Here is a 25,201-nt window from a genome sequence, read left to right as displayed (position 1 = left end):
GGATGATTCACCCCATGGCAAAGATGATCGCGTTCGACGAAGAGGCCCGGCGCGGCCTGGAGAGCGGTCTCAACCAGCTCGCCGACGCCGTCAAGGTCACCCTCGGCCCCAAGGGCCGCAACGTCGTGCTGGAGAAGAAGTGGGGCGCCCCCACGATCACCAACGACGGCGTCTCCATCGCCAAGGAGATCGAGCTCGAGGAGCCGTACGAGAAGATCGGCGCCGAGCTGGTCAAGGAGGTCGCCAAGAAGACCGACGACGTCGCCGGCGACGGAACCACCACCGCCACCGTTCTCGCCCAGGCGCTCGTCCGCGAGGGCCTGCGCAACGTCGCCGCGGGTGCCAACCCGATGGGCATCAAGCGCGGCATCGAGAAGGCCGTCGAGGCCGTCACCAAGCACCTGATCGACTCCGCCACGGAGATCGAGACCAAGGAGCAGATCGCTGCGACCGCGGGCATCTCCGCCGGCGACCCGGCCATCGGCGAGCTCATCGCCCAGGCCATGGACAAGGTCGGCAAGGAGGGTGTGATCACGGTCGAGGAGTCCCAGACGTTCGGTCTGGACCTCGAGCTCACCGAGGGCATGCGCTTCGACAAGGGCTACATCTCGCAGTACTTCATGACGGATCCGGAGCGCCAGGAGGCGGTCATGGAGGATCCGTACGTCCTGCTGGTCTCGGGCAAGGTCTCCACCGTCAAGGACCTGCTCCCGCTGCTGGAGAAGGTCATCGGCGAGAACAAGTCGCTGCTGATCATCGCCGAGGACGTCGAGGGCGAGGCCCTGTCGACCCTGGTCGTCAACAAGATCCGCGGCACCTTCAAGTCCGTCGCCGTCAAGGCCCCGGGCTTCGGTGACCGCCGCAAGGCCATGCTGCAGGACATCGCCATCCTCACCGGTGGCCAGGTCATCTCCGAGGAGGTCGGCCTCTCCCTCGAGACCGCCGACATCTCCATGCTCGGTAAGGCCCGCAAGGTCGTCGTGACCAAGGACGAGACCACCATCGTCGAGGGCGCCGGGGACCAGGGTCAGATCGAGGGCCGGGTCAACCAGATCCGCGCCGAGATCGAGAACTCCGACTCCGACTACGACCGCGAGAAGCTCCAGGAGCGCCTCGCCAAGCTCGCCGGCGGCGTCGCCGTCATCAAGGCCGGCGCTGCCACCGAGGTGGAGCTCAAGGAGCGCAAGCACCGCATCGAGGACGCCGTGCGCAACGCCAAGGCGGCCGTCGAGGAGGGCATCGTCGCCGGCGGCGGCGTCGCCCTGGTGAAGTCCGAGGTCGCCATCGAGGGCCTGTCCCTCGAGGGTGAGGAGGCCACCGGCGCGAACATCGTCAAGTTCGCGCTCAGCGCCCCGCTCAAGCAGATCGCCTTCAACGCCGGGCTCGAGCCGGGCGTCGTGGCCGAGAAGGTCCGGAACCTGCCGGGTGCCCAGGGCCTGAACGCCGCCACGGGCGAGTACCAGGACCTCCTCGAGGCCGGTATCAACGACCCGGTCAAGGTGACCCGTTCGGCGCTGCAGAACGCCGCGTCGATCGCCGCGCTGTTCCTCACCACCGAGGCCGTCGTGGCCGACAAGCCCGAGCCCGCCGCGCCCGCCATGCCGGGTGGCGACGAGATGGGCGGCATGGGCTTCTGATGTAGCCCACCCCAGCACGCGGCCGTGGCCCGCACCGGAGATCCGGTGCGGGCCACGGCTTTTGTCGGGCTCTCCCGGGGCGTCGGGTCACGTAACACGATCGTCACGTGGGCCTCCCCGCGTAAAACGTCTGTGACCTGCGGTTAATGAACGGTTTCGTCTCTGGTGGCTGCTGAACGGCCGCCCTAATGTCTGTGTCAGGCGCCTCGGAGGGCGCCGGAACACACTGAGAACGGAGACCCCCATGCCCAACTTCGGTCAACTGTCCGACCTCTTCGGCGGAATCACCGACATCCTCGGCGCCGTCGTCTTCTTCACCGGGTCCCTGGGTGGCGAGGGTGGGGTCAACGACTTCATCGGCGCGATCACGAGCATCAGCGCCGAATAGCGGTCACTACCCACCCGTAACTCACCACCACCACCTACCTAGGAGCAGACGATGACATTCCCCGAATTCGGATCCCTTGCCGGCGTCAGTGGCGCACTGGGCTTCCTCAACGACTTCCTCGGCGCGTTCGGAGACGTGTTCTCCGGACTCGCGTACTTCACCGGAGGTGACTTCCAGGAAGCGCTGGCGGGAGGGTTCCTCCAGTGAGATAGGCCCTGTCGGGGGAGGCGACTGCCCCGACGGCCCGCACCGGATCCCCCGGTGCGGGCCATAGTCCATTTCGGGGGCTCAGCGGACGCAGTATGTGACCCGCGGTAACAATTGTGTTGCGGACCTTGTGGCGAGATGGAGCGCTTCTTACTCTTGCCGGTAGGCGCTCTACTGGGCGCATGAAGCAACTGGGAACGGAGACCTCATGCCCAACTTCGGTCAGCTGTCCGACCTCTTCGGGGCGATCACCGACATCCTCGGCGCCGTCGTCGTGTTCACGGGATCTGCGGGCGGCGGTGAAACGGGAGTCAACGCCTTCGTCGAGGCCATCTCCAGCATCAGCGCTGAGTAGCGGTCGACAACCATCCACCCCGAACATTCGCAGACCCAAGGAGTAGACGATGATTTTTCCCGAGTTCGGATCCCTGACCGGCGTCAGCAACGCGCTGGACATCCTCAACGGCTTCCTCGGCGCGTTCGAAGACCTGTTCTCCGGCCTTGCGTACTTCACCGGAGGTGACTTCCAGGAAGCGCTGACGGGCGGCTTCATGTAGTGCCATGACCCCCGCCGGGGACGCGACTGCCCCGGCGGAGAGGAACGGCCCGCGCGATTCTCCCTCGCGCGGGCCGTTTCGTGTCTACGGTGCCTGGGGATCGGCCATCGCCGGGGGCGGGGTCTACTGCGGAGCGGGTGCCCCTGAGCGCGCTCCCGGGTGTACGGCGGGTGTCGACGGTGAACGGTTGACCAGCGCCGACGGGCCTCCGGGTGAGCGCCAGACGAACTTCGTTCGAATGCCTTCAATTAATGAGACTTCTTAAGGGTTCGTAGTTTATGGTGACTCAGGGCACACGCCCGGCACCGAGCTCACTGCCGGTGTGCGAGGGGTGAGCTGAGACGCACGTCATAATTGACATGGGTGCGACTTAGGCTAACCTTACCCAGGGCCCCGTGAGCCGGGGCGACACCACACTAAAGGGAGAAACACATGCCTGACTTCAAGGCGATCAGCGACGCGCTCGGCGCGGTCAAGAACCTCATCGATGGCGCCGTTGCCGTCTTCGGTTCGGTGAACGGCACCGGCACGCTCGACGCGTTCGAGACCGCCTTCGCCAGCCTCGGCGGCGGCGCCGACGCAGCCTGAAGCACGCCAGCTTCGCCGCGGTCCTGATCGCAGCGTCCGCCCCGGTTGTGGCGAAAAGCAACCACCTCCAGCTCCACCACCGCAGCCCGGTTCCTCATCCGGGCCCATTTTTCAGGAGAACAGCATGGGTATCGACCTCGGTTCGCTCGCTCCGGTCGCCGGCAAGGGCGGCCTCCTCGACCTCGGCGGCACGTTCGTCGGCGCCATCAACAACATCGTCAAGGGCATCGGCTACTTCGCCGGTGGCGATCTCCAGACCGCCATCGCGAACGGCTTCATGAAGGTCTGAGTCGCGAACTGGCTCGATGAGGGCTCCGGGCTGCGGCCCGGGGCCCTTTGTCATGGCCGCGGCGCGGTCCCCGTTCTCGGCGGTCGAGCCGTCGGGCTTATGAATTTTCTCATATCGGTAACGGGAACCGAAGTGCCGTCGATATTGTTGACGTGAGCCGCAGCGGCCGGCTCCGCGGTTCCCACCGGCTCGCCCGGATGTGGAATCCTCGGGGCAGTCCCCTGCGGATGCAATTCGCAAGTATGGGACACACCGGTGGTACAGGTGTGTTCAATGGGACTTGTGTGACTACTGGGAATCGGGTTAGCGTTCTCCGTGAGAGCGTGCCCGGGTCCGTCTGTGAACAACGAGAATGTAAGGCGTCGAAATATGCGTTCAGTGAAGCGGTTCGGCACGAAGGTCGCGGCAGCGGCCCTCGCTGCGGCCATGGTCCCCGTCGTCGCCACGGGCACGGCCCAGGCCCAGGGCGGGAGCATCCAGTACACCAAGGCCACGGCCCAGAACAAGGTCGTCGAGACCAGGCTGCCGGACGGCCGCATGATCGTCTCGGTGTGGTCGGACAAGATGGCGATCGAGGTCCCCAACATCGTCCAGCCCCCGCGGGACGGTAACGCCGGAGCGCCGGTGCTGTACCTGATCAACGGCGCCGGTGGCGGCGAGGACTCGGCCACCTGGCAGGCGCAGTCCGACGTCAAGAAGTTCATGTCGGACAAGGACGCCTGGACCGTCACCCCGATCGGCGGCGCCTTCTCGTACTACACCGACTGGCAGAAGCACGACCCCAACGTGCAGACCCGTTACGCTCGCGAGACCACTCGCCCGATGGCGTTCGAGACCTACCTCGCCGAGGAGCTCCCGAACCTCTTCGAGAACAGGTACGGCGGCAACTACCAGGGCCGTAAGCGTGGACTCGCCGCGATCTCCATGACCGCCACCTCGGTCCTGACGATCGCCCAGAAGCACCCGGGCAAGTTCCAGGCCATCGGCTCCTACTCCGGCTGTGCCGAGACGTCCACGCCGATCGGGTACCAGTTCATCAACATCGTCACCGGCATGCGTGGCGGCGCGAACCTCGACAACATGTGGGGTCCCTTCCCCGGTGCGGGCTGGACCGACAACGACCCGGTGTGGGGCGCGTGGCGCTTCAAGGACCAGATCGCGAAGAACCAGCTGCCCGCCATGTTCATCTCCACCGGCAACGGACTGCCCGGGCCGCACGAGTCGCTCGAGAACTGGCGTCTGCGCAACAGCATCCCGGCGCTGGCCAACCAGGCGATCGTCGGAGGCATCATCGAGGCGGCCACCCAGTACTGCACGGCCAACCTCGCCCGCCGCTTCGGCGAGCTCGGAATCCCGGCCCACTTCGACTTCGCGCCCAACGGCACGCACTCGTGGGGTTACTGGGAGGACGACCTCAAGCAGTCGTGGCCGATGATGGCCCAGGCGATGGGCGCGCGCTACGGCGCGATCTGATCGACTGACGCAGGCGCCCGCACGGCAGGTCCGCGCACCCGGCGCCCCGGACGTCCACGAACCCCGTCCCACCGACGAAAGGTGGGGCGGGGTTCGTCGTCTCCGGGGTTGCCGTGCCGATCGGAGTGCAGTCCGGCATCCTGTACACATGACCAAGATCGAGTACCCGCAGCGGGTCGAGTTGCAGCACTCGGACGGCAGCACCAGCCCGCTGCTGATCGTGGAAGCCGATCAGCAGGATGGGAGACGGCCGGCGATCCTGCTGCTGCCGGGCATCGCCGTCGGCGCCCGCTACTACCTCCCCGTCGCCCGCGCGCTGGCGGCCGAGGGCGTGGATGTCGCAATCACCGAGCTGCGCGGCCAGGGGGAGAGCACCTACCGCATCGGACGGCGCAGCGGACCCGCCGGATATCACGAGAGTGCCGGGGAGGACGTGCCGCTCGCGCTGGACGCGATGGAGCAGCGTCTGGGCTGCCGGTCCGTCGTACTGCTCGGCCACAGCATGGGGGCGCAGATCGGCGTCTACCACCTGGCCCGGCACGACCCGCGGGTGATCGGCCTGATCGCGGTCGCAGCCCAGTCCCCGTTCCACCGGGGGTTCCCCGGGTCGCTGGGGACGAAGCTGCGTGCCGCCTCGATCATCCTGCCGACGCTGGGCCGGCTGTCCGGGCACGTGCCGGGCCAGTTCTTCGGCGCCGAGGGCAGGATCCCGGCGAGCCGCGTCCGCGACTGGTCGCGGCTCGCCGGAAGCGGCGACATGCAGCCGGCCCGCGCCGACATCGACTACCGCGCGGGTCTGGCCCGCGTCACCGTCCCCGCGCTGGCCGTGGTCATCGCCGACGACCAGCTCGCTCCCGCCGGCGCCGCACGGAACCTCCTGGCCATGCTCCCGTCGGCGCCCACCACGCTGGAGCTGGAGCCGGAGGCGCTGGGCCACAACGCGTGGGCGCGCCGTCCCGCGGAGGTGGTCGCCCGGGTGCTGGCGTGGATCGACAGGGAACTGGGCGCCGTCACCCCAGGTCGGGACGACGACGAGGAAGCCGACGCCTGAAGAACTCGTACGTGAGGACCGCCTTCCGCGCCTCCTGCGAGTTGTCCGCGGCGCCGGCGTGCCCGCCCTCGATGTTCTCGTAGTACCGGACGTCGTGTCCCGCGGCCTCGAGCGCGGCCGTCATCTTGCGGGCGTGGCCCGGGTGGACGCGGTCGTCCCGGGTCGAGGTGGTCATGAGCACCGGAGGGTAGCGGACCTCGGAGGCGGGCCGGATCTGCTGGTACGGCGAGTACGCCCCCAGGAAGTCGTCCCAGTCGGCGGAGTCCGGGTCCCCGTACTCGGCCATCCACGACGCGCCGGCGAGCAGCAGGTGGTAGCGCTTCATGTCCAGCAGGGGCACGGCGATCGCGAGGGCCCCGAAGAGCTCCGGGTAGCGGGTGAGCATGACCCCCATGAGCAGGCCGCCGTTGGACCCGCCGGTCGCTCCGAGCTGGTCGCGGGTCGTCACGCCCGTCTCGACGAGGGCGCGGGCCACGGACGCGAAGTCCTCGAACGCCCGGGGTCGGTTCTCCCGCACCGCTGCCCGGTGCCACGACGGACCGTACTCGCCGCCCCCGCGGATCCCGGCCACGACGTACACCCCGCCCTCCTCGAGCCAGAGCGCGCCGCGCAGGGCGGCGTAGGCGGGCCGCATGGACACCTCGAACCCGCCGTAGCCGTAGAGGATCGTCGGCCTCGGTCCGTCGGGGCCCGGCCCGCGCATGACGGTGTACGGCACCTCGGTGCCGTCGTCGCTCACCGCGGTGTGGCGGGTCACCTCGATCCCGGAGGTGTCGAAGCGGTGCGGGGTCGAGCCGAGGGTGGTGGTGCTGCCGTCCGCGCGGAGCAGGACCAGCGACGGGGGGACGACCGGCCCGGAGACCGCGAGCACCGCGTCATCCGGGTGGGGCCGCCCGCTCCCGGAACCCGGGGCCGCGAGATCGCCCGCCGCGGAGGCCGGGTCGTCGATCCCGGACAGTCGGTCGCAGGACAGGACGTCGACCGAGACGTGGTCCGGCAGGCCGTCCACGGGCAACGGGGTCCACTCGCCCTCGGCGTCGTGCGGGATCGCGTACGCGTCGATCCGCGACTCGGTGTCGTCGAGAACGGTGAGCAGGATCCGGCCCCTGCCCCACGTGATGTCCTCGACGGTCGTCGACGGGGTGGGGGAGAACAACACGACCGGCTCGGGCAGCCGTTCCGGGTCGGCGTCGACGGCGGCCCACCGCACGACGAGCACCGACCCGCCGGGATGGGAGTCGCCGGCGATCTCGAGGTCGGTGCGGGGGCGGAGCAGCAGCCAGTCGCCGCACGAGGTGACGTCGCAGTCCTCGGGCACGGGGACCGCACGGGGTGGGGTGGAGCGGGGATCGGCGCCCGGGGTCCAGAAGACCTCCTGTGAGGTGTGGAAGTCCGGGGCCCGGCTCGCGAGGAACCTGCCGGTGACCGGATCGTGCGAGGCCCCCACCGCGACGTCGTCGGTGCGGCCCTCGAAGATCGCGGGCGCCTGGACGGGATCGGTCCCGCGCCGCCACAGTCGGACCACGCGCGCATAACCCGAATCGGTGGCGTCGGAGCCGGCCGGGTCCAGTGGCGCGGTGAGCAGCACGGTGTCGCGGTCCACCCAGGACACCGAGCACTTCGCCTCGGGCAGGTGGAACCCGCCCTCGGACGCGGGGACGAACCGGCGCTCGGTGAGGTCGTACTCGCGGACCTCCACGGCGTCCGCGCCACCGCGGGACAGCCGCAGGAGCGCCCGGTCGTCGGCGGGGCGTCGTACGACGGTGCCGGAGTACACCCAGCTGACGCCCTCCTCGTCGGCGAGGGCCCCCACGTCGACGAGCGTCTCCCACGCCGGGTGGTCGACCCCCGGCGCGCCGTCGGTCAGTACGGTCCACGGCACCCGGCGCCACAGCCCGCGGGGGTGGTCCCCGTCCTTCCACAACGTGTACGCGTAGCGGCCGCGCAGGACGGGCCACGCGATCCGGTCGGTGGCGTCGAGGATCTCCAGTGCCCGGGAGTGCGCGGCCTCGGCGTGCTCGCCGCCCGCGAGGTCGGCGACCGTCTGTTCGCTGCGCTCGCGCACCCACCCGAGAGCGTCGGGGGAGTCGACGGCCTCGAGGTGGAGATGGGGGTCGGGGATCACGGTGTCGGTCATGCCTCGATGATGCACGTGACCAAGCGAACAGACCGAAACGCACGGTAGATGTTCACAGGCTCTTGTTACGCGTTCGTGAGGTCAGTAGCATCTGCGGTAGCCACGGGTCGACTGACCCGGCCATTCTCGACAGCGTCGGGGATGCACACGATAAACGGAGATACACATATGGGTTCCATCACCGACCTCATCAGCAGCGGCTCCGGCGAGTCCGGCTCCTCGACCGGCACCATCACCGATCAGATCGCGGAGACCGTCGGCGACCTGGTCGCCACCGCCCTCAAGTCGGTCCTGGGCAACCTGTCCTGATCTTCGCTGACGCGAGCGCCCGCGCCGCCTTCTCCACACGGAGGGGGCGGCGTCGGTCATTTCGGGTGCAGTTCCGGCCCGCTCCACCGTTCTGGTGTCGTAGGGGGCGCTACCCTGAGTGTCGTGGCTGACACTCATTACGATCTCATCGTCCTCGGCGCGGGCCCCGGTGGCTACGTCGCCGCCATCCGCGCCTCGCAGCTCGGCCTCAAGGTGGCCGTCGTCGAGGAGAAGTACTGGGGCGGCGTATGCCTCAACGTGGGGTGCATCCCCTCCAAGGCCCTTCTGCGCAACGCGGAGTTGGCCAACACGGTCCTGCGCGACGCGAAGACCTTCGGCATCTCCGGAGACGTCTCCTTCGACTACGGCGCCGCCTTCGACCGCAGCCGCAAGGTCTCGGACAGCATCGTCAAGGGCGTCCACTTCCTGATGAAGAAGAATAAGATCACGGAGATCGACGGCTACGGCAAGTTCGTCGACGCCAAGACGATCGAGGTCGATGGCACGGAGTACACGTTCGATAACTGCATCATCGCCACCGGGTCGGTGGTCAAGACCCTGCCCGGCATCGAGCTGAGCGAGAACGTGGTGAGCTACGAGGAGCAGATCCTCTCCCGCGACCTGCCGAAGTCGATCGTGATCGTGGGGGCCGGCGCGATCGGTATGGAGTTCGCCTACGTCATGGCCAACTACGACGTCGACGTGACGATCATCGAGTTCATGGACCGCCTCCTGCCGAACGAGGACGAGGAGGTCTCCAAGGAGATCGCCAAGCACTACAAGAAGCTCGGTGTGAAGGTCCTGACCGGTCACAAGACGACCAAGGTCACCGACAACGGCGACTCCGTCGAGGTCGAGGTGGAGAAGAAGGGCGACGAGGGCAATTCCCAGACCCTGACCGTGGACAAGGTGCTCATGGCCGTCGGGTTCGCCCCGCGCGTCGAGGGCTTCGGACTGGAGAACACCGGCGTCGAGCTCACCGACCGCGGCGCGATCGACATCGACGACAACATGCGGACCAACGTCGACGGCATCTACGCGCTCGGCGACGTCACGGCCAAGCTGCAGCTGGCGCACGTCGCCGAGGCCCAGGGCGTGGTGGCGGCCGAGACGATGGCCGGCGCCGAGACCCAGACGCTGGGCGACTACCGCATGATGCCGCGCGCCACGTTCTGCCAGCCGCAGGTCGCCTCGTTCGGGCTGACCGAGGCCCAGGCGAAGGACGAGGGCTACGACGTCAAGGTCGGCAAGTTCCCGTTCTCCGCCAACGGCAAGGCCCACGGACTCGGCCATGCGACCGGATTTGTCAAGGTCGTCGCCGACGGCACCCACGGCGAGCTGCTGGGCGCCCACCTCATCGGCCCCGACGTCTCCGAGCTGCTGCCCGAGCTGACCCTGGCGCAGATGTGGGATCTCACCGCCGAGGACATCGCCCGGAACGTGCACACCCACCCGACGCTGTCCGAGGCCATGAAGGAGGCCGTCGAGGGCGTCGGCGGCCACATGATCAACCTCTGACCGCCTCCGGCGGGCCCGGCACCGGGCCCGCCGGCGCAACGAGAAGAGCGTTCCGCACCGACCCCTCTCGGGGATCGTGTGCGGAACGCTCTTGTCGTCGGGTTGTGCGCGCTACTCGGCGTTGACGAGCTTCTCCATCTGCGCGGTGTAGATCGCGTCGAGGGCACCGGCCGCGGTCGGCAGGACGGGGTCCGCCGCCGGGTCGTCGCCGCGGGCCGCGTACTCGACACTCACGGTGGTGTCGCGGGCGAAGCCGTGGATGGCGATGGCCCGGCTCAGCGACCGGGTGCCGTCCGGCTTGGTGGTGATGAAGTCGCTGGTGACCCGGAAGCCCTCGGCGCCGTTGATCGCCGGGGCGTCCGCGACGGTCATGGTCAGTTCGACGTTCGGGTTGGCCGCGCTGCGCGAGGTGGTGCACGCCTCGTACAGCGACCGGTCCATGAACTCGTCGAGCTTCTCGCCCACCATGCCGATCCCGAAGCGGTGCTCGGTCTCGTCCTCTTCCGACTGCTTGTAGCGGACGGCCGCCGTCACACCGTCGGTGGTGGCGTGGTTGGAGACGGTCTCCAGACGCGAGACCTTGTCGCACGCCGGGTTCTCCATGAGCTGGCGCCCCTGGTCGGCGACGAGCTTGTCGACCGCCCCCTGCAGGAGCCCGCGGTCGATCACCTGGACGACGCCTCCACCGGGCGCCTCGCCCTCCGCCAACACGAGTTCCTCGACGGGCGCCTGCGGGGCGGACTGCTCCACGGTCGCCGACGTCGGGGTATCGCCCGAGGGCTCGGCGCCCCCTGAGTTCTCGTCATCCGACGAGCAGGCCGTGAGAGCGGCCGCGGTGGCCAGCGCGAGACCGGCGATCGCGACGCGGCGGGGGGTGCGGGTGCGCAGGCGCATCTCTCTCCTTTGTCTTTCGGTTACCCCACATAGTGCCACCGGGCCCCGAGGTTCTGTGCATCCTGCCCGCGCGCGCCGCGGCCCGGTGTCCGCGCGTTGCGCGGACCGGGGCCCGAAGTCGGGGGCGTCACCGTGGTGGGAGGAAGCGGTGGAAACCGCCCGGTGGGTCTAACCTTGGTCAGTCACCTGACGTGCCCGATCGGCACCCCGGACGAACACCCCGACCCGGAAACCAACCCGGAAATAGGACAACGCTATGAACCATGACGGTGTGGACGCCGTGCTCTTCGACCTGGACGGGGTCATCACCCCCACGGCGGAGAAGCACATGCAGGCGTGGAACCGGATGTTCACCGAGTACTTCGACGCCCGCGGGATCGACCCGTACTCGGACGAGGACTACTTCCGCTACATAGACGGCAAACCGCGGGTGGAGGGCATCGCGTCGATGCTCGCCGCGCGGGGACTCACCCTCCCCGAGGGCGACGACGACGACGGCCCGGACGCCGACACCGTGCACGGGCTGGGTCTGCGCAAGAACGTCATTTTCCGTGAGCTGCTCGACCAGGGCATCGAGGCCTACCCCGGGTCGGTGGCCTACCTCGACGCCCTCGACGCCGCCGGCATCGCTTCCTGCGTGGTCTCCAGCTCCAAGAACGCCGAGGCCGTGCTCACCGCGGCCGGACTGCGGGACCGGTTCGAGGTGATCGTCGACGGTCTCGTCGCGGCCGCCGATTTGATCCCCGGCAAGCCCCGCCCCGACACGTACCTGCGGGGAGCCGAGCTGCTCGGTGTGCCCGCGGACCGCTGCGTGGTGATCGAGGACGCCGTCTCCGGTGTGCAGGCCGGCGCCGCCGGCGGGTTCGCCCGGGTGGTCGGCGTGGACCGCGGGGCCGGGCGTGAGACCCTGCTCGCCGAGGGCGCCGACCTCGTCGTCGTCGACCTGGCCGAGCTCATCCCCGGACTGACGGAGACGAACCGGTGACCCGAATCCCCATCTCGCGAGGCCCGGTGCACGACACCGTCGGCCAGTCCGTGCCCGGCAACATCCGCACAACCTACGGCGTCAATCTCCGCAGCCACCTCGAGGTCCCGGAGATCAACCGCTCCACCCACCCCGCCGACCCGTGGCGCTGGGTCGAGACCCGCCCCAAGGCGTCGCCGCTCGGCGTGTCGGAGACCCAGTTCACGGTGGCCAACGGCTACCTGGGCATGCGCGGCAACCCGGAGGAGGGTCGCGACTCGGTCCAGCACGGCACCTTCGTCAACGGCTTCCACGAGACGTGGCACATCCAGCACGCCGAGGACGCCTACGGGCTCGCGCGTGAGGGCCAGACGATGATCCAGGCCCCGGACACCAAGACGATCCGCATCTACGTCGACGACGAGCCGCTCCGCCTGTCCGTGGCCGACCTCGAGCACTACGAGCGCAGCATCGACTTCCGGGACGGCGTCCTGCGCCGCGAGGTGGTGTGGCGTACGCCCGCCGGCAAGAAGGTCGTCATCCGCTCCAGCCGGATGGTGTCGATGGTGGAGAAGCACCTCGCGGTGATGACCTACGAGATCGAACTCCCCGACGAGCCCGGGCCCGTCGTGATCTCCTCGCAGGTCCTCAACAGGCAGGACGGCGAGAACGAGTACAGTTCCTCGGAGGGTGCCCCGGCACAGGGTTTCGACCCCCGCCGCGCGGAGGGGCTCGAGCACCGCGTACTCGACCCGCAGGTCACCGAGGAGCAGGGCGGCTACCACGTGCACGGCTACCGGTGCACCAACTCGGGGATGACGATCGCCGTCGCGGTCGACCACCTGCTCGAGACCGAGGACGACGTGGCCATGAGCCACGAGATCGACGACGACTCCTCCAAGGTCGTCTACCACGCGCACGTCACGCCGGGGCGCGTGCTCAAACTGACCAAGCTGGCCGCGTACCACACCTCCGAGGTCGTCCCCGCCAGCGAGTTGGCCGAGCGCTGCTCGCGCACCCTGGGCCGGGCCCGAGTACGCGGGGTCGAGGACCTGCACCGGACCCAGCGGGACTGGTACGACCACTTCTGGGACCGCGCCGACGTCGAGGTGGAGGGGCCGACAGAGACGCAGCAGGCCATCCGGTTCAACCTCTTCCAGCTGGCCCAGGCATCGGCTCGGGCCGAGTACAACGGGATCGCCGCCAAGGGCGTCACCGGCAGTGGCTACTCCGGCCACTACTTCTGGGACACCGAGACCTACGTCCTGCCGTTCCTCACGTACACGATGCCGCGGTTCGCCCGGAACGCCCTGCGCTTCCGCTATAACATGCTGGACAAGGCACGCGACCGGGCCAAGTACCTGTCGGTCAAGGGCGCCCTCTATCCGTGGCGGACCATCAACGGCGAGGAGGCGTCGGCGTACTACGAGGCCGGTACCGCGCAGTACCACATCAACGCCGACATCGCGCACGCCCTGGTCAAGTACCTGTGGGCCACCGACGACCAGGAGTTCATGATCCGCGAGGGCGTGGACATGCTGGTCGAGACCGCACGGATGTGGGTCTCGCTCGGGTTCTTCGACGGCGACGGCATGTTCCACATCCACGGCGTAACCGGGCCCGACGAGTACACCACCGTCGTGGACAACAACCTGTTCACCAACGCGATGGCCCGGTTCAACCTGGTCGCCGCGTCGATCGCCTGCAAGCGCATCGCCGACCTCGGCGACGGCCGGTGGGAGGGCATCTGCCGACGGTTGAACCTCCGTGACGACGAGATCGCCGAGTGGAGGCGCGCCGCCAAGAACATGGTGATCGCGTTCGACGAGGAACTGGGCGTGCACCCGCAGGACCAGGATTTCCTCGCCAAGGAGGTCTGGGACCAGGATCTCGAGGACCCGCGCCGGCCGCTGCTGCTGCACTTCCACCCGCTGGTGATCTACCGGCACCAGGTGCTCAAGCAGGCCGACGTGGTGCTGGCGATGTTCCTGCGCGGCGACGAGTTCTCCGAGGCGGAGAAGCGGGCGAACTTCGAGTACTACGACCCGCTCACCACCGGTGACTCCACGCTGTCCGCGGTGGTGCAGTCGATCATCGCCGCCGAGATCGGGTACTGCGACGAGGCGTTCGAGCACTTCCAGAAGGCGCTCGTGGTGGACCTGGCCGACGTGCACGGCAATGCCGCGGACGGCATCCACGTGGCCTCCACCGGCGGGGTCTGGTCCGCGCTCGTGAGCGGGTTCGGCGGGATGCGGGACTACCGGGGCGACATCTCGTTCGACCCGCGGGTGCCCGCGGAGTGGTCGGGACTGACCTTCCGGCTCACGGTCCGGGGTACGCACGTCCGGGTCCGGTGCACGCATGCCGAGATCACGATCGAGAACCTCAACGGCGCCGACTTCGAGTGCACCGTGCAGGGGCGTCCGCTGACGGTGCCGGCGGGGCAGACGGTGGTCGAGGAGCTCGACGAGCGGGCCCGCGTCTGTCTGTCGCCACCCGTGCGCGTCTGACCTGCGCCGCCGCGCCCCGGGCTCGACTCGGGCCGGCGGAGCCGGTCAGGCAGGGCGGTCCGGCTGGACCCGGAGTGCGTGCAGCGACGTGGCCAATCCGTCGTACTGCGCCACCAGCTGCACCAGCCCCACCAACTCGGAGTCGCCGAGGTGCGAGGAGAGCTCCGCCCAGGTGTCGTCCGAGATGTCCTTGGTCTGCACCAGCTCGTCGACCGCGGTCAACAGCGCTCGCAGCCGGTTCGGCCACCCGGCGGTGGCGGGGTCGGCGGTGGTGCGGGTGATCTCGTCGTCGTCGAGTCCTACTCCCGCCCCGATCCGCTCGTGGTGGGCCCGCTCGTACGCGCTGCCCCGCAAGTGCGCGACGCGCAGGATGACCAGTTCGGTGGTGCGGCGGTCGAGGACGCCGAAGGGCATCATCATCCCTGAGTAGGCGAGCCACGCGGGGAACAGGCGGCGGGCGTGGCCGAGGGTGGCGAACAGGTGCACGTCGCGGGTGCCGGTGACACGTGCGCCGAGCCGGTTGACGGCCCAGCCGAACGGGCCGAGTTCGCGGAGGCCGCCGGGCCGGATGCGGGGGACAGCCGCGGCGGTTCCGTCGCGGCTGTCGCTGCTCTCGTGGGGCTGGCTCATGGCCGTCAGGGTAGGCCAGCCGCCCCGCCGGGGGAGGCCGGTTCACCGAGGAGGTACGGCGAGAGCGAGGACCGGTGGGCGTCGACCCGCAGTGCGTGGTTGAGCGGCGGGAAGGCCCGTTGCGGGCACGCCGGGCGGTCGCACATGCGGCAACCGGAGCCGATCTTGGTGGCCGCGTCGACGTCGTCGAGGTCCAGGCCCTGCGCGTACACGGTCCGGTGGGCGTGGCGGGCTTCGCAACCCAGACCGATCGCGAAGGTCTTGCGCGGTTGGCCGAAGCGCATGGGCCGGGTGGTGACGGTGCGCGAGACCCACAGGTGGAGACGGTCGTCGGGCATCTGCGCGACCTGCCGCATGATCTTGCCGGGGAAGGAGAACGACTCGTAGATGTTCCACAGCGGGCACGTGCCGCCGGAGGTCGTGAAGTGGAACCCGGTGGCGGACTGACGCTTGGACATGTTGCCGGCGCGGTCGACGCGCACGAACGAGAACGGCACCCCGGACGCGCCCGGCCGCTGCAGGGTCGACAGTCGGTGGCAGACCGTCTCGTAGCCGGTGGCGTGGAAGGCCATGAGCCGCTCGACGTCGTAGCGGAAGTCCTCGGCGGTGTCGAGGAACCGCTGGTAGGGCATGAGGACGGCGGCGGCGAAGTAACTGGCCAGTCCGCGCAGGGCGAGCGCGACGGCGGCGGGGGAGCTGAACGAGCCCTCCTCGACGAGGCTGTCGAGCAGATCGCGGTGCTCGAGGAAGGCCAGCTCGGAGGCCACGCGGAACGCCTGCTGCCCGGGCGTGAGGTGCGCGGACAGGTCGAGGCGCCGGTCCTCGGTGGAGTAGCGGTGCCACAGTCCGTCGGGCAGGTCGACGCGTCGGGCGATGCGGACCCCGTGGGCCTCGGCCAGGCGGTGCTCGAGTTCGGCGCGCACATCGCCGCGGTTGAGCCGGATGCGGGTGGTGAGGTCCTCGGCGGCGGTGTCGAGGGAGTCGATGTAGTTCTGCCGCTGGTAGAAGTAGTCGCGCACCTCCTCGTGCGGCATGGACAGCACCGAGCGGTCCACCGAGTTGTCCGGGACGTTGCGGGTCTCGGTGAGGGCGGCGAGCAGGTCCGCCGAGTTGCGGTAGCGCTGGTGCAGCAGCATGAAGGCGCGGGCGAGGGCGGGGTGCGCGCGGACGAGCTCGACGACCTCGGCGGCGGGGACCTCGGCGGAGAGCTGCGTGTCGGTGAGCGCCTCGGTGACCGCTGCGATGAGCCGGGTGTCCGAGTCGGAGGCGAAGAACGCGGAGTCGACGCCGTAGACCTCGGAGATCTTCACCAGGACCCGGGAGGTGACGGGGCGGGTGTCCTTCTCGAGTTGGTTGAGGTACGACGACGACAAGCCGAGCGTCTGCGCGAAGGCGGCCTGGGTCAGGCCGTTCTCCTCACGCAGTCGACGTAGTCGCGCGCCCATATGTGAGGCCGTCATCGGCTTTCCCCCCTGAGGTCCGTGTCGTGCCCCACAATCTTCGCAAACTTTGCAAAGAAGGCAAAGAAACTCGCCACATTCGCACTTGTCGCAGGTAGACGCGCTGTCCGCCATGTGGCATTGTGTCTGGCGTAAGGGGCCGTAACTCGCAAGAGTGCGAATCCGGACCCGACCCCGAGACAGAAAAGAGTCGCGATGTCGAACATCGGCAAGGCACGTACCGCTGAAGAGATCCAGCAGGACTGGGACACCAACCCCCGCTGGAAGGGCATCACCCGCAACTACACGGCCGAGCAGGTCGCGGAGCTGCAGGGCACCGTCGTCGAGGAGCACACCCTCGCCCGTCGTGGCGCGGAGATCCTCTGGGACAAGGTCAACAACAAGGACTTCGTCAACTCCCTCGGCGCCCTCACGGGTAACCAGGCCGTCCAGCAGATCCGTGCCGGCCTCGAGGCCGTGTACCTCTCCGGCTGGCAGGTCGCCGGCGACGCCAACCTCTCGGGCCACACCTACCCGGACCAGTCGCTGTACCCGGCCAACTCGGTCCCGACCGTCGTCCGTCGCATCAACAACGCCCTGCTGCGTGCCGACGAGATCGCCCGCATCGAGGGTGACACCTCGGTCGAGAACTGGCTCGCCCCGATCGTCGCCGACGCCGAGGCCGGCTTCGGTGGCGCCCTGAACGCCTACGAGCTGCAGAAGGCCATGATCGCGGCCGGTGCCGCCGGTGTGCACTGGGAGGACCAGCTCGCGTCGGAGAAGAAGTGCGGCCACCTCGGTGGCAAGGTGCTGATCCCGACCAACCAGCACATCCGCACCCTGACCTCGGCCCGCCTCGCCTCGGACGTCGCGAACGTGCCGTCCGTCATCATCGCGCGCACCGACGCCGAGGCCGCCACGCTCATCACCTCCGATGTCGACGAGCGTGACCGCCCGTTCATCACCGGTGAGCGCACCGCCGAGGGCTTCTACAATGTCAAGAACGGCATCGAGCCCTGCATCGAGCGCGCGAAGGCCTACGCCCCGTTCGCCGACATGATCTGGATGGAGACCGGCACCCCGGATCTCGAGTACGCCAAGCAGTTCGCCGAGGCCGTCAAGGCCGAGTACCCGGACCAGCTCCTGGCCTACAACTGCTCGCCCTCCTTCAACTGGAAGGCGAACCTGGACGACGACACCATCGCCAAGTTCCAGAAGGAGCTCGGCGCGATGGGCTTCAAGTTCCAGTTCATCACCCTGGCCGGCTTCCACTCGCTCAACTACGGCATGTTCGATCTGGCCCACGGTTACGCCCGCAACCAGATGACCGCGTTCGTCGACCTGCAGCAGCGCGAGTTCAAGGCCGCCGAGGAGCGTGGCTTCACCGCCGTCAAGCACCAGCGTGAGGTCGGCGCCGGCTACTTCGACCGCATCGCCACCACGGTCGACCCCAACACGTCCACCGCGGCGCTGAAGGGCTCCACCGAGGAGGGTCAGTTCCACTGACCGCTGGTTGACCCCACCGGGTCGACCCGGTAAGGAACGCAGACTCCACCGGGGGCCGCGGCCGTCTCGACGAGGCGGCCCGGCCCCCGGTGGCGTATCCACCCCAGACCTCCCTCCTCCCGAAGGGCCCAGGACAGATGAGCAGCTCCCGCGACGGCACCGACCCGGAGCGGATCACCCGCGTCGGCGTGGTGGGCGCCGGGCAGATGGGCGCCGGCATCGCCGAGGTGTGCGCCCGCGCCCATGTCGACGTCCTCGTCTGGGAACCCACGCGGGACCTGACCGCGAGCGGCCGCGCCCGCATCCTCGACTCCCTCGACCGGGGAGTGTCCTCCGGCAAGATCACCGCCCGCGAGCGTGAGCAGGCCGCGCTCCGGCTGCGTTTCACCACCGACCTCGGGGACTTCGTCGACCGCCAGCTGGTGATCGAGGCGATCGTCGAGGACGAGGGCGCCAAGACCGCCGTGTTCCGGCAGCTCGACGCGGTCGTCACCGACCCCGACGCGGTACTGGCCTCCAACACCTCGTCGATCCCCATCATGAAGCTCGGGACCTGCACCGCCAGTCCCCGACGCGTGATCGGCATGCACTTTTTCAACCCGGTCCCCGTGCTCCCGCTGGTGGAGGTGGTGAGCACCCTCGAGACCGGCGTCGCCGTCCGGGAACGCGCCGAGGCGTTCGCCGAACAGGTCCTCGGCAAGCAGGTCGTCCACTCCGCCGACCGCGCGGGCGCCGTGGTCAACGCCCTGCTCGTGCCGTACCTGCTCTCCGCCATGCGGATGGCCGAGTCCGGCCACGCCACCGCCGAGGACATCGACCGGGCCATGGTCCTGGGCTGCGCCCACCCCATGGGCCCGCTCGCCCTGGCCGACCACGTGGGGCTCGACACGATCAAGGCGATCGCCGACTCGATGTACGCCGAGTTCGCCGAGCCGCTGTACTCGCCGCCCCCGCTGTTGTTGCGGATGGTCGAGGCGGGCAGGCTCGGCAAGAAGAGCGGCCACGGCTTCTACCGCTATGACGCGCCGCGGGCGATGGCACGCGCCGCGCGCTGAGATCGTGTCGTCGTCGTCGTCGTCGCCGCCGTCGTCCCCGCAGCCGACGCCGTCGTCGCCACCGCACCTCGAACCCACCCGCGCCTCGTCCGTCCTGGGATACCCGCGCATCGGGCCGCGCAGGGAGCTCAAACGCGCGCTCGAGCGGTACTGGCACGGGGACGGCACGCGCGCCGAACTTCTCGCCACCGGCCGCCGGCTCCGCGACGCCACGTGGCACGACCTGCGCGCCCGGGGCGTCACGCAGATCCCCGGGAACACCTTCTCCTTCTACGACCACATCCTGGACGACGCCCTGCTCATGGGCGCCGTCCCCGCACGGTTCCGCGAGCTCGTCGACGGCCTCACCCCCGTCGACACCGTGTTCGCGCTCGCCCGTGGCCGCGCCGACGTGCCACCGCTCGAGCTGGTCTCGTTGCAGGGCACCACGTACCTCTACCGGCAGCCCGAGTTCGATGAGGCCTCCGAGCTGGGGCTGCGGCCGGACGAGCTGCTCGCGGAGGTGACGCGGGCGCGGGAACAGGGCGTCGAGATCCGGCCCGTGATCACCGGCCCGCTGTCGCTGCTCCTACTGAGCAAGGCCGCACCCTCGGCCGCACCCTCGGCAGCACCCGGGTTCGAACCGATCGACCTGCTCGACCGCCTGCTGGCCGAGTACGAGGCGCTGCTCGACGTGCTGGCCGGCGCCGGCGTGACGTGCGTGCAGTTCAACGAGCCGTGCATGACGATGGAACGCACCGCCGACGAGATCACCGCGCTGCGCCGTGCCTACGACAGACTGTCGGCCGTGGCGACGCGGCCTCGGATCCTCGTCACCGGGGAGTACGGCGACCTGGGGGAGGCGCTGCCGGCGCTGGCCGCGACCGGCATCGAGGCGATCGGACTGGACCTGGTGTACGGGCGGCGCTCGGCCGCCGAGCTCGCGGACGTACCGGGGCTGCGCGGCAAGCGCCTCTACGCCGGCGTCGTGGACGGCCAGAACGTGTGGCGCACCGACAAGTTCGCGACCCTGGACTACCTGCGCGAACTCAAGGCGGTCTTCCCGGACGTGGTGGTGTCGACCTCGTGCACGCTGCTGCACGTGCCGTACGACGTGGTGGCCGAGACCGGCCTGCCCGCCGAGCTCGCGGACTCGCTGGCGTTCGCCGAGCAGAAGGTCGCCGAGGTGGTCTCGCTCGCGCACGCGCTGGTCGACGGCCCCACGCCGCGCTGGCGCCGGTTGCCGGTGCTGCCCAGCGCGCGCCGCGAGGACGTGCGGGCGAGGACCGCCCGGGTCGACGACGACGACAGGGTCCGCGTCCCCTACCCCGAGCGGGCTGCTCGGCAGGCCGACCGGCTCGGACTTCCCACACTGCCCACGGCGACCCTCGGATCGTTCCCGCAGACCGTGCAGATCCGGCGGGCCCGCAGGGACCTGGCGGACGGGCGGATCGACTACGACCGGTACTGCGACTACCTGCGCGCGGAGATCGCCTCGGTGATCCGGCTGCAGGAGGACATCGGCCTGGATGTGCTGGTGCACGGCGAGGTCGAGCGCAATGACATGGTGCAGTACTTCGCCGAACTGCTCGACGGGTTCGCCGCCACCCGCAGCGGCTGGGTCCAGTCCTACGGCTCGCGCTGCGTGCGTCCGCCGATCCTGTACGGCGACGTGGCGCGGCCCGCGCCGATGACCGTGGAGTGGACCGGGTACGCGCAGTCGTTGACCGACCGCCCGGTCAAGGGGATGGTCACCGGCCCGGTGACGATGCTCGCCCGGTCCTTCTGCCGCACGGACCTGGCGCTGCCCGAGGTCGCCACCCAGCTGGCGCTGGTGGTGCGCGACGAGGTGGCGGACCTGGAGGCGGCGGGGACGGCGATCATCCAGATCGACGAACCCGCCATCCGGGAGCTGCTGCCGCGCCGCGGCGCGGACCGGCGCGCGTACCTCGACTGGGCGGTGGGGACCTTCCGGCTGGCCTCGGCAGGGGCCCGACCGGACACCCAGATCCACACCCACCTCAACTACTCGTCGCTGCAGGTGATGAAGGAGGCGATCGAGGAGCTCGACGCCGACGTCACGGCGATCGTCGCCACCCGGTCGATCGAGTGGGTGCTCGACGCCCTGACCGACCACACGCTGACCCGGCAGGTCGCGCCCGGGGTGTACGAGTCGAGGTCGGGATTCGTGCCGGACATCGACCTGCTGCACGAACGCCTGCTCAGAGGGGTGGACGCGGTGGGGGTGGACCGGCTGTGGGCGGTGCCGGACGGCGGGCTCAAGAGCCGCTACACCTGGCAGTTGGAACCGAGCCTGCGCAATCTGGTCGCGGCCGCGCGACGGATCCGACGGGCGGTTGCCCCGGATCCACGGGGTTCTAATAAGATCGGACACGAGCAAGTCCCGGGTCACGGACCCGGGATCGGTAGTTGAGAGAAGAGGACGACATCATGGCCGGTCAGACCCTCGAGCACACTGGTGCCGCCATCGTCGAGGAGTACTACCCGGAGTACGCCGCGGAGGTCGCCCCCACCTACCCGCTGTACTCCACCTCGATCTACCTGGGCTCGGTCATCCTCCTGCTGAGCATGAGCATGCTGGGACTGCCCATCACCGCCATCGGCTACTACACGCAGAACGCCGGCGTCTCCCTCGGGCTGGTCGTCGCCGCCGTCGTCGCGACCGCCGTCGTGTTCCTGGTCGGCCTGTTCATCTGCATGTACGGGTTCCGTAAGCACGGCCGCGAGGACGCGCACTGACACTCGATCCGGTCGTCGGCGCCGGCGCACCCGCCCTCAAGGCGGGGGACCCGTCGACCGACGCCGAGCGGAGGTCCGCCCTCCGTCGTATGAAGCTGGTCGCGACGGGGTTCCTCGTCGTGGCCGGTCTGATCTACCTGGTCGCCGAGTACGCGCTGCACAACGGCGCCGACCCGTGGGTGGGGTACGTCCGCGCCGCCGCCGAGGCCGGGATGGTCGGTGGGCTGGCCGACTGGTTCGCCGTCACCGCACTGTTCAAGCACCCCCTCGGCATCCCCATCCCGCACACCGCGCTCATCCGTAAGAAGAAGGACCAGCTGGGCACCTCTCTCGGCGGGTTCGTGGGGGAGAACTTCCTCGACCCGGAGATGGTGAGCGAGAAGGTCCGCAGCGCCCGCATCCCCGAACGCGCGGGGGAGTGGCTGTCGGAGGACTCCCACCGCGCGATGGCCTCGGACCAGGCCGCCAAGGCCATCCGTTCCGTCCTGGCGGTGCTGCGGGACGACGACGCCGTCGCGATCATCGAACGCACGATCGTGGCCCGCATCGCCGAGCCCGAATGGGGACCGCCGGCGGGCCGGATCCTCGCCGAACTGCTCGACGAGGGACGCCACCTCCCCCTGATGGACATGATGGCCGACCGTGCGTACGGCTGGGTCGAGGCCAACCCGGAGACCATCGACCGTTGGGTCCGGGAGAAGGCCCCGACCTGGGCGCCCCAGTTCGTCAACGAACTGCTCTCCGAGCGCGCCTACCGCGAACTGCGCGAGTGGACCTGGCAGATCAAGGTCGACAAGCAGCACCCGGTGCGGGTCGCGCTGATCGGGTTCGTCGAGGACTTCGCCCGCGACCTCCAGCACGACCCCTCGACCATGGCGAAGCTCGAGACGTTCAAACACGAGGTCATGGGCCGCGACGAGGTGCGTCGCGCCGCCGGGTCGGCGTGGGCGGCCGCCAAGCGGATGATCATCGAGGCCACCGAGGACTCGTCGTCCACGCTGCGGGTGAAGATCGACGACCTCCTGGGTCGCCTGGCCGAGATGCTCGTCGGGGACGAGAAGATGCGGGCCCGGCTCGACGACTACATGACCCGCACCGCCCGCTACGTCGCCGAGAACTACGCGGGCGAGGTCACCTCGATCATCTCGGAGACCGTCGAACGGTGGGACGCCGACGAGGCCTCCGACAAGATCGAACTGCTCGCCGGCAAGGACCTGCAGTTCATCCGTATCAACGGCACGGTCGTGGGGGCCCTGGCCGGGCTCGCGATTCACACCGCCACCGAGCTCCTCTTCTGATCCTCGGCTGATCCCGGTCCGCCGCGCCGGTCACGGGGTGGTGTGACCCATCACACCGCATCACCGTACACATAGTGCTTGCTGTGGCTAGCACTCGTTGCTAGCGTTGGGTGCAGGCGATGAGAGACGAACGCCGGAGGGAGGTGACTCCATGGCCGCACAGAGTGGACACCCACACGACGAGGCCGCGGGGCACACCGGAGCGCCGGTCGAGGAACCGACCGCCGCGACCCTCGCGCGCAGGAACAAGCCGACGGGTGAGGTCCCGCGTCACAGCGACCTCGCCGTGCCCGGCGTGGACGACAAGCGTTCGTCCGAGTCGCAGGACATCGGGTCGTTCATCCGCGCCCAGCGGGAGGCCGCCGAGGTGTCCATCCGGCAGCTCGCGGAGCGTGCCGGTGTCTCCAACCCGTATCTGAGTCAGATCGAGCGCGGACTGCGCAAGCCGTCCGCCGAGGTCCTGGGTCAGATCGCCCGAGGTCTGAGGTTGTCGGCGGAGGTGCTCTACGCACGCGCCGGGATCCTCGAGCTCAAGCAGGGGAGCCCGGTGAGGGATGCGATCCTCACCGCCCCGGACCTCACCGAGCGACAGAGGGAGGTGCTCGTGGAGATCTACGAGTCGTTCCGAGCGAACAACGCGACGGCAGCTGACCAGGTCGTCGACGTTCCCTGAGGGAATGTCGGACGGCGGCCCGCAGGGCCACGTGACACCGCGTCAAGAGAACACCCGCACAGACCACCGAGGAGTCGAGATGACCAGCAAGAAGCCCACCTCCAAGAAGAAGACCACCGCTGAGGCCGTCGAGCAGAAGGCCAAGGGCGAGGCGGTGAAGGAGCAGGCCATGGAGGGCCCGCTCGGCCAGGCGATCGCCGCCGTGCGCACCCCGGTCTACGCCTACGTCGGGGTCAACGACCTCGCGATCCAGGCGGTGTCCGGGATGGTCGCCGACCTGCGCCGCCGCGCCGAGGACGCCGTCACCGACGCGCAGTCCAAGGTCACCGAGCGCGTGACCGAGGCGCAGAACCGCATCACCGAGCGTGTCGCCGAGGCGCAGAACCGCGTGAACGAGGTCCAGAACCGCGTGACCGAGGTTCCCGAGCGCGTCCAGGCCCTGCCGGCCGAGGTCGAGGAGCTCGTGGCCCGCTTCCGTCCGGAGGAGCTGCGCAAGGTCGCCGACGCGTACGTCCAGGTCGCGGCCGGGATCTACGGTGGGCTCGCCGCCCGCGGTGAGGACGTCGTAAGCCGCCTCCGCGAGGAGAACCCGCAGCTCGAGGCCGGTCTCGCCCGCGTCAACGAGCAGGTCGCCCGTGCCGCGGGTGCAATGGAGGAGCAGGTCGAGCTGGGCGAGGAGGCCCTCGGTACCGTCGCCCGTCAGACCCGCACCATCGGGGTGAAGGCCGCGGGCCGCGTCTCCAAGAGCGCCCGCCAGGCGGCCGAGACCGCAGGTGACGCCGCCGACTCGGCAGCCGAGCGCGTCGACGAGGTGGCCGAGCGGGTCGACAAGACCGCGGACAAGGCCGCCGACCGCGTCGACGCCGCCGCGTCCAAGGCGTCCGCCGAGGTCGCGCGTGGCACCGCCGAGGTCGAGGCCCGCACGGCCCCGGCCACGAAGGCGCCCGCCAAGAAGGCCGCCGCCAAGAAGGCCCCGGCCACCAAGGCGCCCGCCAAGAAGGCGGCCGCGAAGTCGACGACCACCAAGGCCACGGCCACGCCGTCGGCGGCGGGTACGACGACCGCCGCCAAGCCGACCGCGACCAAGACGGCCGCGACCAAGACGGCTGCGACCAAGACGGCGGCCGATAAGCCGGCTGCCACCAAGGCCACGGCGAGCAAGCCGGCCGCCGGCAAACCCGCCGCCGGCAAGGCGGCCGGAGGCGACTCGGACGCGCCGTCGCCCATGGAGCTCGCCGACAACGACCCCGCGCTGACCACCGCGGACACCCCGTTGCCCCCCGCCGGCACCGACCGCATCTGATACCGCGGCACCGGACGCCCCGGCCCTCCCCCTCGG

24 protein-coding genes are annotated in these 25,201 nt (G+C 69.5%); 20 read left to right on the top strand and 4 right to left on the bottom strand.

Going from position 1 to position 25,201, the window contains the following annotated elements; translation table 11 throughout:
• Positions 1 to 14 precede the first annotated feature (14 nt).
• The 9 genes from groL (at position 15) to L8M95_RS07380 (ending at position 6,190) form a co-directional block, all read left to right on the top strand.
• Positions 15 to 1,637: a chaperonin GroEL gene (gene groL, locus L8M95_RS07420; protein ID WP_260488840.1), complete on the top strand. Its 1,623-nt coding sequence runs from the start codon at positions 15 to 17 to the stop codon at positions 1,635 to 1,637.
• A 244-nt stretch (positions 1,638 to 1,881) separates the two neighbouring features.
• The gene (locus L8M95_RS07415; RefSeq protein WP_167457909.1) at positions 1,882 to 2,025 is read left to right on the top strand and encodes a hypothetical protein; all 144 of its coding nucleotides are present in this window, start codon (positions 1,882 to 1,884) and stop codon (positions 2,023 to 2,025) included.
• 51 nt (positions 2,026 to 2,076) lie between these two features.
• Positions 2,077 to 2,232, top strand: a complete 156-nt coding sequence (locus L8M95_RS07410) for a hypothetical protein (RefSeq protein ID WP_260488839.1) — start codon at positions 2,077 to 2,079, stop codon at positions 2,230 to 2,232.
• A gap of 208 nt (positions 2,233 to 2,440) precedes the next feature.
• On the top strand, positions 2,441 to 2,587 hold the full coding sequence (locus tag L8M95_RS07405) for a hypothetical protein (RefSeq protein WP_260488838.1): 147 nt from the start codon (positions 2,441 to 2,443) through the stop codon (positions 2,585 to 2,587).
• A gap of 49 nt (positions 2,588 to 2,636) precedes the next feature.
• A complete protein-coding gene (locus L8M95_RS07400) occupies positions 2,637 to 2,789 on the top strand; it encodes a hypothetical protein (RefSeq protein WP_260488837.1) in 153 nt (50 codons plus the stop codon).
• Between the two features lie 432 nt (positions 2,790 to 3,221).
• Entirely contained in the window at positions 3,222 to 3,377 is a 156-nt protein-coding gene (locus tag L8M95_RS07395; protein WP_260488836.1) for a hypothetical protein, read from the top strand.
• A 124-nt stretch (positions 3,378 to 3,501) separates the two neighbouring features.
• Complete coding sequence (locus tag L8M95_RS07390) at positions 3,502 to 3,666, top strand: hypothetical protein (protein WP_260488835.1); 165 nt, start codon at positions 3,502 to 3,504, stop codon at positions 3,664 to 3,666.
• Between the two features lie 369 nt (positions 3,667 to 4,035).
• A complete protein-coding gene (locus L8M95_RS07385) occupies positions 4,036 to 5,139 on the top strand; it encodes an alpha/beta hydrolase family protein (protein WP_260488834.1) in 1,104 nt (367 codons plus the stop codon).
• Between the two features lie 148 nt (positions 5,140 to 5,287).
• Positions 5,288 to 6,190 carry an alpha/beta fold hydrolase gene (locus tag L8M95_RS07380; protein ID WP_260488833.1) on the top strand — a complete coding sequence of 301 codons (903 nt, stop codon included), beginning with the start codon at positions 5,288 to 5,290 and terminating at the stop codon, positions 6,188 to 6,190.
• Here L8M95_RS07380 and L8M95_RS07375 read toward each other — a convergent pair.
• Positions 6,150 to 8,327, bottom strand: a complete 2,178-nt coding sequence (locus tag L8M95_RS07375) for a prolyl oligopeptidase family protein (protein WP_260488832.1) — start codon at positions 8,325 to 8,327, stop codon at positions 6,150 to 6,152. The two genes, L8M95_RS07380 and L8M95_RS07375, sit on opposite strands and share 41 nt — an antisense overlap.
• Before the next feature lie 168 nt (positions 8,328 to 8,495).
• On the opposite strand from L8M95_RS07375, the gene L8M95_RS07370 reads away from it, so the two are divergent.
• Positions 8,496 to 8,636 (top strand): hypothetical protein, encoded by a 141-nt coding sequence (locus L8M95_RS07370; RefSeq protein WP_260488831.1) that lies wholly within the window; start codon positions 8,496 to 8,498, stop codon positions 8,634 to 8,636.
• A 123-nt stretch (positions 8,637 to 8,759) separates the two neighbouring features.
• Positions 8,760 to 10,154 (top strand): dihydrolipoyl dehydrogenase, encoded by a 1,395-nt coding sequence (gene lpdA, locus L8M95_RS07365; RefSeq protein WP_260488830.1) that lies wholly within the window; start codon positions 8,760 to 8,762, stop codon positions 10,152 to 10,154.
• A 111-nt stretch (positions 10,155 to 10,265) separates the two neighbouring features.
• Here lpdA and L8M95_RS07360 read toward each other — a convergent pair whose 3' ends face one another.
• The gene (locus L8M95_RS07360) at positions 10,266 to 11,048 is read right to left on the bottom strand and encodes a hypothetical protein (protein WP_260488829.1); all 783 of its coding nucleotides are present in this window, start codon (positions 11,046 to 11,048) and stop codon (positions 10,266 to 10,268) included.
• 256 nt (positions 11,049 to 11,304) lie between these two features.
• Here L8M95_RS07360 and L8M95_RS07355 point away from each other — a divergent pair, with 256 nt between their 5' ends.
• Both L8M95_RS07355 and L8M95_RS07350 read left to right on the top strand, forming a co-directional pair.
• Positions 11,305 to 12,033 (top strand): HAD family phosphatase, encoded by a 729-nt coding sequence (locus L8M95_RS07355; protein WP_260488828.1) that lies wholly within the window; start codon positions 11,305 to 11,307, stop codon positions 12,031 to 12,033.
• Positions 12,030 to 14,522: a glycoside hydrolase family 65 protein gene (locus L8M95_RS07350; RefSeq protein ID WP_260488827.1), complete on the top strand. Its 2,493-nt coding sequence runs from the start codon at positions 12,030 to 12,032 to the stop codon at positions 14,520 to 14,522. The genes L8M95_RS07355 and L8M95_RS07350 overlap by 4 nt, the downstream gene beginning before the upstream one ends.
• 45 nt (positions 14,523 to 14,567) lie before the next feature.
• On the opposite strand, the gene L8M95_RS07345 is transcribed toward L8M95_RS07350, so the two are convergent.
• Both L8M95_RS07345 and ramB read right to left on the bottom strand, forming a co-directional pair.
• Positions 14,568 to 15,152: a carboxymuconolactone decarboxylase family protein gene (locus L8M95_RS07345; RefSeq protein WP_260488826.1), complete on the bottom strand. Its 585-nt coding sequence runs from the start codon at positions 15,150 to 15,152 to the stop codon at positions 14,568 to 14,570.
• 5 nt (positions 15,153 to 15,157) lie between these two features.
• Entirely contained in the window at positions 15,158 to 16,612 is a 1,455-nt protein-coding gene (gene ramB / locus L8M95_RS07340) for an acetate metabolism transcriptional regulator RamB (RefSeq protein ID WP_260488825.1), read from the bottom strand.
• A gap of 195 nt (positions 16,613 to 16,807) precedes the next feature.
• On the opposite strand from ramB, the gene aceA reads away from it, so the two are divergent.
• The 7 genes from aceA to L8M95_RS07305 all read left to right on the top strand — a co-directional run bounded on the left by aceA (position 16,808) and on the right by L8M95_RS07305 (position 25,165).
• Positions 16,808 to 18,097: an isocitrate lyase gene (aceA, locus tag L8M95_RS07335; protein ID WP_260488824.1), complete on the top strand. Its 1,290-nt coding sequence runs from the start codon at positions 16,808 to 16,810 to the stop codon at positions 18,095 to 18,097.
• Positions 18,098 to 18,234: 137 nt separating this feature from the next.
• The gene (locus L8M95_RS07330) at positions 18,235 to 19,152 is read left to right on the top strand and encodes a 3-hydroxybutyryl-CoA dehydrogenase (RefSeq protein ID WP_260488823.1); all 918 of its coding nucleotides are present in this window, start codon (positions 18,235 to 18,237) and stop codon (positions 19,150 to 19,152) included.
• Positions 19,115 to 21,565: a 5-methyltetrahydropteroyltriglutamate--homocysteine S-methyltransferase gene (gene metE, locus L8M95_RS07325; RefSeq protein ID WP_260488822.1), complete on the top strand. Its 2,451-nt coding sequence runs from the start codon at positions 19,115 to 19,117 to the stop codon at positions 21,563 to 21,565. Before L8M95_RS07330 ends, metE begins: the two co-directional genes overlap by 38 nt.
• 17 nt (positions 21,566 to 21,582) lie before the next feature.
• Positions 21,583 to 21,891, top strand: coding sequence for a hypothetical protein (locus tag L8M95_RS07320; RefSeq protein ID WP_260488821.1), 309 nt, complete (start codon positions 21,583 to 21,585; stop codon positions 21,889 to 21,891).
• Positions 21,892 to 21,980: 89 nt separating this feature from the next.
• Positions 21,981 to 23,189, top strand: a complete 1,209-nt coding sequence (locus L8M95_RS07315) for a DUF445 domain-containing protein (RefSeq protein ID WP_260488820.1) — start codon at positions 21,981 to 21,983, stop codon at positions 23,187 to 23,189.
• Between the two features lie 151 nt (positions 23,190 to 23,340).
• A complete protein-coding gene (locus L8M95_RS07310; RefSeq protein WP_260488819.1) occupies positions 23,341 to 23,862 on the top strand; it encodes a helix-turn-helix domain-containing protein in 522 nt (173 codons plus the stop codon).
• A gap of 79 nt (positions 23,863 to 23,941) precedes the next feature.
• The gene (locus L8M95_RS07305) at positions 23,942 to 25,165 is read left to right on the top strand and encodes a hypothetical protein (protein WP_260488818.1); all 1,224 of its coding nucleotides are present in this window, start codon (positions 23,942 to 23,944) and stop codon (positions 25,163 to 25,165) included.
• Positions 25,166 to 25,201 lie beyond the last annotated feature (36 nt).

The sequence above is a fragment of the Dietzia sp. B32 genome (assembly GCF_024732245.1).
In the GTDB taxonomy this organism is placed as follows: domain Bacteria; phylum Actinomycetota; class Actinomycetes; order Mycobacteriales; family Mycobacteriaceae; genus Dietzia.
Note: the sequence above shows the minus strand (reverse complement) of the source record. Positions and strands in the feature narration are given on the sequence as shown.

Coding starts and splice junctions, on each gene's coding strand:
- aceA (WP_260488824.1), top strand. CDS start 16,808: ATGTCGAACATCGGCAAGGCACGTACCGCTGAAGAGATCCAGCAGGAC.
- L8M95_RS07385 (WP_260488834.1), top strand. CDS start 4,036: ATGCGTTCAGTGAAGCGGTTCGGCACGAAGGTCGCGGCAGCGGCCCTC.
- L8M95_RS07405 (WP_260488838.1), top strand. CDS start 2,441: ATGCCCAACTTCGGTCAGCTGTCCGACCTCTTCGGGGCGATCACCGAC.
- groL (WP_260488840.1), top strand. CDS start 15: ATGGCAAAGATGATCGCGTTCGACGAAGAGGCCCGGCGCGGCCTGGAG.
- L8M95_RS07395 (WP_260488836.1), top strand. CDS start 3,222: ATGCCTGACTTCAAGGCGATCAGCGACGCGCTCGGCGCGGTCAAGAAC.
- L8M95_RS07360 (WP_260488829.1), bottom strand. CDS start 11,048: ATGCGCCTGCGCACCCGCACCCCCCGCCGCGTCGCGATCGCCGGTCTC.
- L8M95_RS07305 (WP_260488818.1), top strand. CDS start 23,942: ATGACCAGCAAGAAGCCCACCTCCAAGAAGAAGACCACCGCTGAGGCC.
- L8M95_RS07330 (WP_260488823.1), top strand. CDS start 18,235: ATGAGCAGCTCCCGCGACGGCACCGACCCGGAGCGGATCACCCGCGTC.
- metE (WP_260488822.1), top strand. CDS start 19,115: ATGACGCGCCGCGGGCGATGGCACGCGCCGCGCGCTGAGATCGTGTCG.
- L8M95_RS07410 (WP_260488839.1), top strand. CDS start 2,077: ATGACATTCCCCGAATTCGGATCCCTTGCCGGCGTCAGTGGCGCACTG.
- L8M95_RS07355 (WP_260488828.1), top strand. CDS start 11,305: ATGAACCATGACGGTGTGGACGCCGTGCTCTTCGACCTGGACGGGGTC.
- L8M95_RS07380 (WP_260488833.1), top strand. CDS start 5,288: ATGACCAAGATCGAGTACCCGCAGCGGGTCGAGTTGCAGCACTCGGAC.
- L8M95_RS07415 (WP_167457909.1), top strand. CDS start 1,882: ATGCCCAACTTCGGTCAACTGTCCGACCTCTTCGGCGGAATCACCGAC.
- L8M95_RS07390 (WP_260488835.1), top strand. CDS start 3,502: ATGGGTATCGACCTCGGTTCGCTCGCTCCGGTCGCCGGCAAGGGCGGC.
- L8M95_RS07375 (WP_260488832.1), bottom strand. CDS start 8,327: ATGACCGACACCGTGATCCCCGACCCCCATCTCCACCTCGAGGCCGTC.
- L8M95_RS07320 (WP_260488821.1), top strand. CDS start 21,583: ATGGCCGGTCAGACCCTCGAGCACACTGGTGCCGCCATCGTCGAGGAG.
- L8M95_RS07400 (WP_260488837.1), top strand. CDS start 2,637: ATGATTTTTCCCGAGTTCGGATCCCTGACCGGCGTCAGCAACGCGCTG.
- L8M95_RS07370 (WP_260488831.1), top strand. CDS start 8,496: ATGGGTTCCATCACCGACCTCATCAGCAGCGGCTCCGGCGAGTCCGGC.
- L8M95_RS07315 (WP_260488820.1), top strand. CDS start 21,981: ATGAAGCTGGTCGCGACGGGGTTCCTCGTCGTGGCCGGTCTGATCTAC.
- L8M95_RS07345 (WP_260488826.1), bottom strand. CDS start 15,152: ATGAGCCAGCCCCACGAGAGCAGCGACAGCCGCGACGGAACCGCCGCG.
- ramB (WP_260488825.1), bottom strand. CDS start 16,612: ATGACGGCCTCACATATGGGCGCGCGACTACGTCGACTGCGTGAGGAG.
- L8M95_RS07310 (WP_260488819.1), top strand. CDS start 23,341: ATGGCCGCACAGAGTGGACACCCACACGACGAGGCCGCGGGGCACACC.